A 12,518-nucleotide genomic window follows, 5' to 3' on the forward strand; every position below is an offset into this window, starting at 1 on the left:
TATGGGAACCTGCATTATTTAATCGCACACGTCTGTCCTGAAAATAAAGTGTGCAGAAGGTTATAGTTTTACATCCTGCCGTTTCCGCTCGCTCATTTTACCGCGCATAATCCCACGCCTCATATATTGATAATCAAAAAGCTTCCACAAAGGATTGCGTATGGCTGGTGTGCAGGAAAAACAATTGCGATGGTACAACATTGCATTAATGTCATTTATTACCGTCTGGGGTTTTGGTAACGTCGTCAACAACTATGCTAATCAGGGATTGGTTGTTGTCTCCTCCTGGATATTTATTTTCGCGCTCTATTTTATTCCTTATGCGTTGATCGTCGGGCAGCTTGGCTCAACCTTTAAAGAGGGTAAAGGCGGTGTCAGTACCTGGATTAAACATACCATGGGGCCAGGGTTGGCCTATCTTGCTGCCTGGACCTATTGGGTTGTTCATATACCTTATCTGGCGCAAAAACCGCAGGCTATTCTGATTGCGCTGGGATGGGCGCTGAAGGGCGATGGTTCGTTGATTAAAGAGTACACCGTCGTGGCGTTGCAGGGGCTGACGCTGGCGCTGTTTGTCTTTTTCATGTGGGTTGCGTCCCGTGGCATGAAGTCACTGAAAATTGTTGGGTCAGTTGCAGGCATCGCGATGTTTGTGATGTCCATTTTGTATGTCGTGATGGCGGTAACCGCGCCTGCAATTACGGATGTGCAAATAGCGACAACCAATATCACCTGGGAATCGTTTATCCCGCACATTGATTTTACCTACATTACCACGATCTCCATGCTGGTATTTGCCGTGGGCGGTGCGGAGAAAATTTCGCCATACGTTAATCAGACACGTAATCCGGGCAAAGAATTTCCAAAAGGGATGCTCGTTCTGGCTGTTATGGTAGCGGTATGCGCGATTCTCGGGTCGCTGGCTATGGGAATGATGTTTGACTCCCGGCATATTCCAGATGACCTGATGACGAATGGTCAATATTACGCCTTCCAGAAATTGGGAGAGTATTATGGTATGGGTAATTCGCTGATGGTTATTTACGCGATTGCCAATACGCTGGGGCAGATTGCGGCATTGGTATTTTCTATTGATGCACCGCTTAAAGTTCTGCTGGGTGATGCTGATCGTAAATATATTCCCGAGAGCCTGTGTAAAACCAACGCTTCCGGTACGCCGGTAAATGGTTATATTCTGACGCTGGTGCTGGTGGCGATTTTGATTATGTTGCCAACGCTGGGAATTGGCGACATGAACAACCTGTATAAATGGCTATTGAATCTTAACTCTGTCGTGATGCCATTGCGTTATTTATGGGTGTTTGTGGCGTTCATTGCCGTTATTCGCCTGGCGCAAAAATATAAATCGGAATATGTCTTTATTCGCAACCGCTCGCTTGCGATGACCGTGGGGATCTGGTGCTTTGCCTTTACCGCATTTGCCTGTCTGACCGGGATTTTCCCGAAAATGGAAGCCTTTACCCCTGAGTGGACATTCCAGCTCACGCTGAATATCGTGACGCCATTTGTGCTGGTTGGGCTGGGATTGATTTTCCCGCTACTGGCGAGAAGAGGACGCTAAAGACAAGTGTGGCAGAAGAGCAGGAGATAGTGATGCTATCTCCTGCTTTGCCTCTCAAAACAATGGGGACAGTTCTTTTGGGATGGCATACTGTTTGCCATCATAACGCAGTACCCAACTGGCTTTCACCGGTTTATCCTTTGATGCGCACTGCTCGTTGGCGTCTGTATAGGCCGTTGATTCCACGTTTTTCTCGTTTACCCGAATATCGAAGTATCCATTATGTGAATCAGGCGCAAGGGCAAGGGTGCGTTTAATATCGTGGAATGTTCCCACACAGTTCCCGTCCCATTCACCGGTGCTATTCTCAAGTACGATTCCGTTTAATACCGCCCGTAGTTGGTTATTTTCAATAACAAACAGCGATAGCGCATCTTCACTAAAAGGATTTACACGGGAACTGCCGGTGCGGGCGACTCGTAAGCCAAATGCGGTCTGATCTGGGGTAACTTTCCAGCGCGCAGTATCCAGCGCCAGACCGGTAATTTGAATGGCATCGTCATTCATACGTTCGGGCAGGCGTAGCCGCTGTTTTACGTCGAGGTTTGTGGAATCCAGTACCAGAAGCTCCAGATCGCCAATGCGATCGTAATCGCTATATTGTTGTGCCATCAGCGGAATCGCCGCTAGGGTCAGTTCCGGGTGGGCTGGCCAGACACGGCAAATTGCGCTTTGCGGTGAGTTACCTGTGATATCGATAACCTGATTATGTTGTGTGAGTAGCTTGCCTTCCGCTGTCGGTTTTGCATCTGGCCACGCATGTTGCACAATGGCGTTGATATCACAGTTGCTGGCGGCATTTACGTATTGGGCAGATAACAGCAACATGCCAGAAATGAATAACCGCATGGCGTCCTTTCCTTTAATTCGAGTGGTTGTCGCTTAGATAGCAAAACGGCTGCCGTTCAGGGCAGCCGTTTCGTGGTGGCTAAAACTCAATACATCACTTTATGTCCATATTGCTCGAGAATGCCCTTCACGCGCTCCATGGTCTCTTTCTTCGGTGGTTTGACGCCATCCAGTTTGTACTCTTCGCCCATTGCCACCCATTTGTGTTTGCCCAGCTCGTGGTAAGGCAGCAGCTCAATTTTTTCAACGTTACCCATATCGCGGGTAAATTCGCCGAGGCGGTGTGCGGAGTCATCGTCATCAGACCAGCCAGGTACGACAACATAGCGGATCCACACTTTGATGTCTTTGTTTGACAGGTAACGCGCGAACTCCAGCGTACGATGGTTAGATACGCCGACCAGATTCTGATGGATTTCATCGTTCATCTGTTTGAGATCGAGCATGACCAGGTCGGTGACTTCCAGCAGCTCATCGATCACCGGATCGTAGCGGCGAACAAAACCGTTGGTATCCAGACAGGTATGAATACCTTCTTTTTTACAGGCGCGGAACCAGTCACGTACGAATTCAGCTTGCAGGATAGCTTCGCCGCCAGACGCCGTCACGCCGCCGCCGGATGCGTTCATAAAGTGGCGATAGGTCACCACCTCTTTCATTAATTCGTCGACGGTGACTTCTTTACCGCCGTGTGTATCCCACGTGTCACGGTTATGGCAATACAGGCAGCGCATCAGGCAGCCCTGAAAGAAGGTAATAAAGCGGATGCCCGGGCCATCAACAGTGCCACAGGATTCAAAGGAGTGAATGCGACCAATAACTGACATTGCGGTGTTTCTCCAGGTGTGGCCCATCCGGGGCCAGTGTTAGTGCACAGTTATTAACTGTGTCGAGTCTGTTTTGGCTGCTATCCATACTTTTCGTCTTTCAAGCTGCATCTTTGTTAGCTTCCTTCGCTCACCCCAGTCACGTACTTCTGTATGCTCCAGGGGATTCACTCCGTTGCCGCCTCAATGCAACTCGAAATCCATCGAGTATATAAGTATAGATAGCTGACAAAGCAGGCTATTAAAAAGGCCCCACTTACGTGGAGCCTTTATTGTACGCTTTTTAAAGTACGATTTCAGTCAAAACCAATTACATGGTCTGAGTGAAGGTACGAGTAATAACGTCCTGCTGCTGTTCTTTAGTCAGGGAGTTAAAACGTACTGCGTAGCCAGAAACGCGGATGGTCAGCTGCGGATATTTTTCCGGATGTTCCATCGCATCCAGCAGCATTTCGCGGTTCATGACGTTCACGTTCAGGTGCTGACCACCTTCGATGGACGCTTCGTGGTGGAAGTAACCATCCATCAGACCAGCCAGGTTGGTCTTACGAACTTCGTCGTCTTTACCCAGTGCGTTCGGAACGATAGAGAAGGTGTAAGAAATACCATCTTTAGCGTAAGCAAACGGCAGTTTAGCAACGGAGGTCAGAGAGGCAACAGCACCTTTCTGGTCACGACCGTGCATTGGGTTAGCACCCGGTCCGAACGGCGCGCCAGCACGACGACCATCTGGGGTGTTACCAGTTTTCTTACCATAAACCACGTTAGAGGTGATGGTCAGAACAGACTGAGTCGGGATAGCGTTACGATAAGTAGTCAGTTTCTGAATTTTCTTCATGAAACGTTCTACCAGGTCAACCGCCATGTCATCAACGCGAGAGTCGTTGTTACCAAACTGCGGGTATTCGCCTTCGATTTCGAAGTCGATAGCCAGACCGTCTTCGTCACGAATCGGTTTAACTTTCGCATATTTAATTGCAGACAGGGAGTCAGCAGCAACGGACAGACCAGCGATACCACACGCCATGGTGCGGATAACGTCACGGTCATGCAGCGCCATCAGAGAGGCTTCGTAGCTGTACTTGTCGTGCATGTAGTGGATAACGTTCAGCGCGGTGACGTACTGTTTAGCCAGCCAATCCATGAAGTGATCCATGCGGTCCATAACTTCGTCGAAGTTCAGAACGTCGCCTTTGATCGGTTCAGATTTAGGACCAACCTGCATTTTCAGTTTTTCATCAACGCCACCGTTGATTGCGTACAGCATGGTTTTCGCCAGGTTTGCACGCGCACCGAAGAACTGCATTTGTTTACCAACAACCATCGGGCTTACGCAGCAAGCGATAGCGTAGTCGTCGTTGTTGAAGTCCGGACGCATCAGGTCATCGTTCTCGTACTGCAGAGAAGAGGTGTCGATGGACACTTTAGCGGCGAATTTCTTGAAGTTCAGAGGCAGTTTTTCAGACCACAGAACAGTGATGTTCGGCTCCGGAGAAGGACCCATGGTGTACAGGGTGTTCAGGAAGCGGAAGCTGTTTTTGGTAACCAGAGTACGGCCATCAACGCCCATACCACCGATTGATTCAGTTGCCCAAATCGGGTCACCGGAGAACAGTTCATCATATTCAGGAGTACGCAGGAAACGAACCATACGCAGTTTCATGACCAGGTGGTCGATCATTTCCTGTGCGTCTTGCTCGGTGATTTTGCCTGCTTTCAGGTCACGTTCGATGTAAGCATCCAGGAAGGTGGATACGCGACCGAAGGACATTGCTGCACCGTTCTGAGATTTAACTGCGGCCAGGTAGCCGAAGTAAGTCCACTGGATAGCTTCCTGAGCGTTGGTTGCCGGACCAGAGATATCGCAGCCATATTTAGCAGCCATTTCTTTGATCTGACCCAGAGCGCGGTGCTGTTCAGCGATTTCTTCACGCAGACGGATAGTTGCTTCCAGGTTTACGCCGTTTTCCAGATCGGACTGCAGAGAGACGAACTGAGCGTATTTGTCTTTCATCAGGTAGTCGATACCGTACAGCGCAACGCGACGGTAGTCACCGATGATACGGCCACGGCCATACGCATCTGGCAGACCAGTCAGAACACCGGATTTACGGCAGTTCAGAATGTCTTTGGTGTAAACATCGAATACGCCCTGGTTGTGGGTTTTGCGGTATTCGGTGAAGATTTTTTTCAGCATCGGGTCCAGTTCGCGATTGTACGCTTTGCAGGAACCTTCAACCATTTTGATGCCGCCAAACGGAATGATCGCACGTTTCAGCGGAGCTTCAGTCTGCAGACCAACAATCTTCTCGAGCGCTTTGTTGATGTAACCAGCGTCGTGAGAAGTGATGGTAGAAGCAACGGAGGTGTCAAAGTCAACAGGCGCGTGAGTGCGGTTTTCCTGTTTAACGCCTTCCATAACGCTGTCCCACAGTGCAGTGGTCGCATCAGTTGCGCCAGCCAGGAAGGACTCGTCACCCTCATACGGAGTGTAGTTTTTCTGAATGAAGTCACGTACGTTTACTTCATTCTGCCAATCACCTTTGGTAAAACCTTCCCAGGCTGTGGCTAACTTTTCATTAAGCTCGGACATGTAACACCTACCTTCTTAAGTGGATTTTTTATTTACTGCGTGTAATGGGCATCAACAGATTAATGATGATCGTTACCACGCAGATAAATGACCCAGTATGTCAACCCGACCAACAAACCGCCGCCGATAATGTTACCGATCGTAACCGGAATCAGGTTATCGGTGATGAAATTCATCACGGTCAGGTGAGAAAAATTCTCCGGAGAAGACCCAACTGCGGTCCAGAATTCCGGGGTGGCGAAATCGCGTATTACAATACCCATAGGGATCATAAACATGTTTGCGATACTGTGCTCAAAACCGCTGGCAACAAACATTGCGACCGGTAATACCATGATAAACGCTTTGTCCATCAGGCTGCGGCCCGAGTAGCTCATCCATACGGCCAGACACACCATCAGGTTAGCCAGGATACCAAGGCTCACTGCCTCAACAAAAGTATGGTGCACTTTGTGGTCGGCTGTTTGCAGAACGTTGAGCCCCCATGCGCCGTTGGCGGTCATATACTCGCCAGAAAGCCACATGAGTAACACAAAGATCAGGGCGCCAATCAGGTTGCCGACATAAACGTTAAGCCAGTTTTTCGCTAACTGACCCCAGGTAATACGACCACTGGCTTTAGCAACGACGATCAGTACGGTTGAAGTGAAGAGGTCTGCACCGCAGACAACACAAAGGATCAGCCCCAAGGAAAAGCAGATACCACCTACTAATTTCGCCATGCCGAAAGGCATAGTACCAGTGCCGGTTGTGGCGGTGATATAGAAAACAAAGGCAATTGAAATGAATACACCGGCAGTAATTGCCAGATAGAACGTCTTAAGCGGATGTTTCGTTGCTTTATAGACGCCTGCTTCTTCGGCAACTTTGGCCATTGCAGCAGGTAGAATAAGATCAAAAGGGTTGTCAGCTTTCACACTAACTCTCTCTTTATTAAGTCGGCGACGAGATACTAACAAAGCATTATAGATGAGAATTTGATATAGATCATATCTCGCCTGGCTTATAGGCCCGTAAGACGCATGGTTTTTATGCGATTACGGTGTAACATGTTGATTATCCATATAAAAATAAATTTTAAAAATTATAAAGTGAGTTGAATTTTTTCTTTCAGCCTCCTATGGGACGGTTAATTAAAATGGAGTAATTGAGATAAAAAACCACATTAATAAGCTAATTTTTTTAATATCAATTACTAATATTTAACCTTGCTTTTACATTTATTTTTTGGTTTGACCAAAATAAAAAACGGGGCGCTTTAAGCGCCCCGTAATATAGCTCAGACAATACATTTAGCCTACTCGAGGCAAGTTGTTTGTCACTATTTTGACCAGTGTGCCGCTTTCGCGCGTTGCAATTTCTCATAGGCTTTCAGCAGAGACTGATGTGCCGGGAATGCGTGCAGATCGCTGTCTACTGGCTGAAGTCCATAAAACGGTGCTTCACCACTCAGTGCCGCACTTGCCGCTTCAACCGCCTCAGCGCCGTACATGCGGACGAATGCGTTCAGATACTGCAGCGGCTGACGGTCTTCTTCCTGAGACAGCAGCAACAATGTTTGCAGGCAGCGATAGTAGTTTGCACGTTCCGCGCTAAAGACGGAGGCGTTAAATTCCATCGTCCATTCGGTCCACACCAGGGCCTGCTCCAGATCGCCACCGGCCAGCGCCAGCATCACTTTAAGCTCGCCAATACGCAGGGTGTACCAACCGTTATCCGCACCGGTCGCCAGACCGAGCAGCTCGCGCACGCGGGTGAAGTCGTCAAAACCTTCTTCATCCAACTGTTCAATCAGATTGAGGTAGTCTTCTTTATCCCACTCACTGCCTGGCAGAGAGAGAATGGTGTCACGCAGATGGGTGCCCATAGCGTTGTTGGCTAACCACAGATCTTCTGCCGGATAGATGTCAGACATTCCCGGAACAATAATGCGGCACGCGTAAACGCCCAGGTGCTCATAGTCAGCGATATACACTTCTTTATCTTCAGCATTGAAGATGGCCATCAGGGTGGCGAACTCTTCTTCCGTGGTGCCGGAGAAATTCCAGTCAACGAACGGATAGTCGGCATCCTGCTTGAACAGATCCCAGGAGATCAGACCGCTGGAATCGATGAAGTGAGTTTCAAGGTTGGTATGTTCTGCCACTTCCTCATCGTCGAAGGTCGGTGGGGTGAAGACATCAAGATCCTTCAGACCACGGCCCTGCAGCAGTTCAGTCACGGTACGCTCCAGCGCAACGCCGAAATCCGGGTGTGCGCCGAAGGAGGCAAAGCAGGTACCGTTGGCCGGGTTGAACAGGACAACGCAAATCACCGGATACTTGCCGCCCAGCGAGCCATCGTAGGCAAAAATTGGGAAACCTTCCGCTTCCAGTGTGGCGATGGACTCCACCACTGCCGGATAGCGCGCCATCACCTCGGCCGGGATTTCCGGCAGGCTGATGCTTTCGGCGATAATACGGTTCTTCACATGGCGCTCAAAGACTTCAGACAGGCCCTGAACGCGAGCTTCGTTAGGTGTGTTACCCGCAGACATGCCGTTAGAAACATACAGGTTGCCGATAATATTCATCGGAATGTAGACGGTCTGGTTATCAGACTGGCGGGTAAACGGCAGGCCACAGACGCCACGCTCTTCATTACCAGACTGTAGATCGATAAGCATGCTGCCGGTCAGTTCGTTATCTGGATCGTAAAATGCACGCAGACGCGCATCCAGTAAACCTTCTGGAACATCGTCTTCTTCAGTCAGCGGGAACCATTTTTCGTTCGGGTAATGTACGAAGGGGCCATTGGCGATAGTTTCGCCCAGCCAGAAATCTGCAAAGAAGTAGTTAGTCGACAGACGCTCAAAGTATTCGCCCAGCGCAGAAGCCAGCGCCGCTTTTTTTGTCGCGCCTTTACCGTTGGTGAAGCACAGCGCGCATTCTTTGTCGCGAATATGTACAGACCAGACGTTAGGGACGGGATTCAACCACGAAGCTTCTTCAATTTGAAAACCGAGGTCGAGCAATTTTTGCTGGAAGCGAGCGATGGAGTCTTCCAGAGCGGCATCTTTGCCGGGGATAAATGTTTGCGTCATGAAAATCACTTTTGTCGTACGGAAAGCGCGCAATGATACGGGTTTTCAATGAACGGCGCTATCGTCGCCGGAGCCCATGCGTAAATAAAAGCATTGGCTATGCTTTCTTACAGCCAATCACGTTTAGAGCATATTAATGAAAGCTTTCGATTTACACCGTATGGCGCTTGATAAGGTGCCCATGGATTTTCTGGGAGAAGTTGCGCTACGCAGCCTTTACACCTTTATATTGGTTTTTCTGTTTTTAAAAATCACCGGACGTCGTGGCGTACGCCAGATGTCGCTTTTTGAAGTCCTTATCATCCTTACGCTGGGTTCCGCCGCGGGAGACGTGGCGTTTTATGACGATGTTCCGATGCTGCCGGTGCTGGTGGTCTTTATTACTCTTGCTGTGCTGTATCGGCTGGTAATGTGGCTAATGGCGCATAGTGAAAAAATGGAGGACCTTCTGGAGGGCAAACCCGTCGTGATCATTGAAGACGGCGAGCTGGCATGGTCAAAGCTCAATAGCGCCAATATGACGGAATTTGAATTCTTTATGGAACTGCGTTTGAACGGCGTGGAGCAATTGGGACAAGTGAAACTGGCTATTCTGGAGACGAATGGGCAAATCAGCGTCTACTTCTTTGCCGATGAAGACGTAAAGCCGGGGCTCAGTATTTTGCCTAAACGTTGTACGCAACGATTTAAAGTAATACCTGAAGCAGGGGACTATGCCTGCATACGTTGTAGCGAAGTGGTGCAAATGAAGGCCGGAGATCATCAATTATGTCCGCGCTGTGCAAATCCAGAATGGTCGAAGGCCAGTCGGGCAAAACGGGTTACCTGACAGCAAAAATCTCGGTTTTTACCCGTCAATCCGATAGATTCTGTTGTGTGACCGATGACACATTTTTACCCTTGCCAGTTTTACCCATTGCGGCGCGTGTCACTGAATGATAAAACCGATATCCACAGGAATAACTTATACCAATGTCTGTCACCGGATTATCGTCAATGACAGGATGTTGATTGGACAACAACACAACGTGGTGAGGGGAAATGGCTCAGGTCTTCAATTTTAGTTCAGGTCCGGCAATGTTACCGGCAGAAGTACTTAAACTGGCTCAACAGGATCTTTGTGACTGGAACGGTCTTGGCACGTCAGTGATGGAAATTAGCCACCGTGGCAAAGAATTCATCCAGGTCGCAGAGGAAGCGGAGCAGGATTTTCGCGATCTTCTCAGCATCCCCTCCAACTATAAAGTGTTGTTCTGCCATGGCGGTGGTCGCGGGCAGTTCGCGGGTATCCCGTTAAATATTCTGGGCGATAAAACCACCGCGGATTACGTCGATGCCGGTTATTGGGCCGCCAGCGCAATTAAAGAAGCGAAAAAATACTGCACGCCAAACGTTATTGATGCCAAAGTCACCGTGGACGGCCTGCGTGCTGTTAAGCCGATGAGTGAATGGCAACTTTCTGATAACGCGGCATACCTGCACTATTGCCCGAACGAAACCATCGATGGCATTGCGATCGATGAAACGCCGAATTTTGCCAGCAACGTTGTGGTCACGGCGGATCTGTCCTCTACCATTCTTTCCGCACCGCTTGACGTTAGTCGTTATGGCGTAATTTATGCCGGGGCACAGAAAAATATCGGCCCGGCCGGTCTGACGATTGTCATCGTCCGTGAAGATTTGCTGGGTAAAGCTCATGTCTCATGCCCGTCAATCCTCGACTATACCGTGCTGAATGACAACGATTCCATGTTCAATACGCCGCCAACCTTTGCCTGGTATCTGTCTGGCCTGGTCTTTAAATGGCTGAAAAAGCAGGGCGGTGTTAATGCGATGGATAAAATTAACCAGCAAAAAGCGGAATTGCTCTACGGCGTAATCGATAACAGCGATTTCTACCGTAACGATGTGGCGAAATCCAACCGTTCACGCATGAACGTACCGTTCCAGTTGGCTGACAGCGCATTGGATAAACTGTTCCTGGAAGAGTCTTTTGCTGCGGGCCTGCACGCGCTGAAAGGGCATCGTGTAGTCGGCGGTATGCGAGCGTCCATCTACAATGCCATGCCGCTTGAAGGTGTTAAAGCACTGACCGATTTCATGGTCGATTTCGAACGCCGCCGCGGCTAATCTGCTGTACTTTTCATCCCCACAGCCCGTCTGTGGGGTTTTTATGTCTGTTTTTGAGAGTCGAGTTTCATGGAATCCCTGACGTTACAACCCATTGCGCGGGTGGATGGCACCATCAATCTGCCTGGATCCAAAAGTGTTTCTAACCGCGCTTTGCTGCTGGCTGCATTAGCCAATGGCACCACTGTCCTGACCAATCTGCTGGACAGCGATGATGTTCGCCATATGCTCAATGCTCTGAATGCGTTAGGGATTAGCTATACCCTTTCTGCCGATCGTACCCGCTGCGAGATAATTGGCAATGGCGGTGCGTTGCACGCAGAAGGTGCAGTTGAGCTGTTCCTTGGCAACGCCGGAACCGCAATGCGCCCGCTGGCCGCAGCGCTATGTCTGGGCAGCAATGACATCGTGCTGACGGGCGAACCGCGCATGAAAGAGCGCCCGATTGGCCATCTGGTTGATGCGCTGCGCCAGGGCGGAGCCAAAATTGACTATCTGGAGCAGGAAAACTATCCACCTTTACGTCTGCGCGGTGGCTTTACCGGAGGCCAGGTTGAGGTAGACGGTAGCGTTTCCAGCCAGTTCCTCACTGCGTTGCTGATGACTGCGCCGCTGGCGCCGCAGGATACGACGATCGCAATTAAAGGTGACCTGGTATCCAAACCTTACATTGATATCACACTGAACCTGATGAAAACGTTTGGTGTTGAAATTGAAAATCAAAACTACCAGCGCTTTGTCGTGAAGGGGCAGCAGCAGTATCAGTCACCGGGTGCATACCTGGTTGAAGGTGATGCTTCTTCCGCTTCCTATTTCCTCGCGGCAGGTGCTATTAAAGGCGGTACGGTAAAAGTTACCGGGATTGGCCGCAACAGCATGCAGGGTGATATTCGTTTTGCCGATGTACTGGAGAAAATGGGCGCAACCATTACATGGGGCGACGATTTTATTGCCTGTACTCACGGCGAGTTGAACGCAGTGGATATGGATATGAACCATATTCCTGATGCGGCGATGACCATTGCAACGGCGGCGCTGTTCGCTAAAGGCACCACGACATTACGTAATATCTACAACTGGCGCGTCAAAGAGACCGATCGTCTGTTCGCGATGGCGACGGAGTTACGCAAAGTGGGCGCGGAAGTGGAAGAGGGGCATGACTTTATCCGCATCACCCCGCCTGCAACATTGCAATTTGCGGACATCGCGACCTACAACGATCACCGCATGGCGATGTGTTTCTCGCTGGTGGCGCTGTCTGACACGCCGGTGACCATTCTTGACCCAAAATGTACCGCCAAAACCTTCCCGGATTATTTCGAACAGTTGGCTCGTATTAGTACATCTGCCTGATTTTATTGCCGCACTTTCGGGTGCGGCACATTCTGACATCTCCGATTGCCTATTTATTCTACACTCAGCTTCAATGATTCTGCATTTTTCACACAAAGATAA

At 49.6% G+C, this 12,518-nt stretch carries 9 protein-coding genes; 4 read left to right on the top strand and 5 right to left on the bottom strand.

The window, feature by feature from the left end; all coding sequences use genetic code 11:
- Positions 1-160 precede the first annotated feature (160 nt).
- The gene (locus tag OGX97_RS11095) at positions 161-1,582 is read left to right on the top strand and encodes an amino acid permease (protein WP_003035749.1); all 1,422 of its coding nucleotides are present in this window, start codon (positions 161-163) and stop codon (positions 1,580-1,582) included.
- A 54-nt stretch (positions 1,583-1,636) separates the two neighbouring features.
- Here OGX97_RS11095 and OGX97_RS11100 read toward each other — a convergent pair whose 3' ends face one another.
- From OGX97_RS11100 to ycaO, 5 genes are all read right to left on the bottom strand, one after another.
- Positions 1,637-2,431, bottom strand: coding sequence for a hypothetical protein (locus OGX97_RS11100; protein WP_235124418.1), 795 nt, complete (start codon positions 2,429-2,431; stop codon positions 1,637-1,639).
- 86 nt (positions 2,432-2,517) lie between these two features.
- Positions 2,518-3,258 (bottom strand): pyruvate formate lyase 1-activating protein, encoded by a 741-nt coding sequence (pflA, locus tag OGX97_RS11105; protein ID WP_003035751.1) that lies wholly within the window; start codon positions 3,256-3,258, stop codon positions 2,518-2,520.
- Between the two features lie 310 nt (positions 3,259-3,568).
- Complete coding sequence (gene pflB / locus OGX97_RS11110; protein WP_003035753.1) at positions 3,569-5,851, bottom strand: formate C-acetyltransferase; 2,283 nt, start codon at positions 5,849-5,851, stop codon at positions 3,569-3,571.
- A 59-nt stretch (positions 5,852-5,910) separates the two neighbouring features.
- The gene (focA, locus tag OGX97_RS11115) at positions 5,911-6,768 is read right to left on the bottom strand and encodes a formate transporter FocA (protein ID WP_003831909.1); all 858 of its coding nucleotides are present in this window, start codon (positions 6,766-6,768) and stop codon (positions 5,911-5,913) included.
- Between the two features lie 404 nt (positions 6,769-7,172).
- On the bottom strand, positions 7,173-8,933 hold the full coding sequence (gene ycaO / locus OGX97_RS11120) for a 30S ribosomal protein S12 methylthiotransferase accessory factor YcaO (protein ID WP_020996515.1): 1,761 nt from the start codon (positions 8,931-8,933) through the stop codon (positions 7,173-7,175).
- Positions 8,934-9,069: 136 nt separating this feature from the next.
- Between ycaO and OGX97_RS11125 the strand changes: the two genes are divergently transcribed.
- The 3 genes from OGX97_RS11125 to aroA all read left to right on the top strand — a co-directional run bounded on the left by OGX97_RS11125 (position 9,070) and on the right by aroA (position 12,416).
- Entirely contained in the window at positions 9,070-9,762 is a 693-nt protein-coding gene (locus tag OGX97_RS11125) for a DUF421 domain-containing protein (protein ID WP_008784261.1), read from the top strand.
- Positions 9,763-9,974: 212 nt separating this feature from the next.
- Entirely contained in the window at positions 9,975-11,063 is a 1,089-nt protein-coding gene (gene serC, locus OGX97_RS11130) for a 3-phosphoserine/phosphohydroxythreonine transaminase (protein WP_032942886.1), read from the top strand.
- A gap of 69 nt (positions 11,064-11,132) precedes the next feature.
- A complete protein-coding gene (gene aroA, locus OGX97_RS11135; RefSeq protein WP_060682472.1) occupies positions 11,133-12,416 on the top strand; it encodes a 3-phosphoshikimate 1-carboxyvinyltransferase in 1,284 nt (427 codons plus the stop codon).
- The last annotated feature ends 102 nt before the right edge of the window (positions 12,417-12,518 follow it).

This window comes from Citrobacter sp. Cpo061, from assembly GCF_030332845.1.
In the GTDB taxonomy this organism is placed as follows: domain Bacteria; phylum Pseudomonadota; class Gammaproteobacteria; order Enterobacterales; family Enterobacteriaceae; genus Citrobacter; species Citrobacter portucalensis.

Coding starts and splice junctions, on each gene's coding strand:
- serC (WP_032942886.1), top strand. CDS start 9,975: ATGGCTCAGGTCTTCAATTTTAGTTCAGGTCCGGCAATGTTACCGGCA.
- aroA (WP_060682472.1), top strand. CDS start 11,133: ATGGAATCCCTGACGTTACAACCCATTGCGCGGGTGGATGGCACCATC.
- OGX97_RS11095 (WP_003035749.1), top strand. CDS start 161: ATGGCTGGTGTGCAGGAAAAACAATTGCGATGGTACAACATTGCATTA.
- pflA (WP_003035751.1), bottom strand. CDS start 3,258: ATGTCAGTTATTGGTCGCATTCACTCCTTTGAATCCTGTGGCACTGTT.
- pflB (WP_003035753.1), bottom strand. CDS start 5,851: ATGTCCGAGCTTAATGAAAAGTTAGCCACAGCCTGGGAAGGTTTTACC.
- ycaO (WP_020996515.1), bottom strand. CDS start 8,933: ATGACGCAAACATTTATCCCCGGCAAAGATGCCGCTCTGGAAGACTCC.
- OGX97_RS11100 (WP_235124418.1), bottom strand. CDS start 2,431: ATGCGGTTATTCATTTCTGGCATGTTGCTGTTATCTGCCCAATACGTA.
- OGX97_RS11125 (WP_008784261.1), top strand. CDS start 9,070: ATGAAAGCTTTCGATTTACACCGTATGGCGCTTGATAAGGTGCCCATG.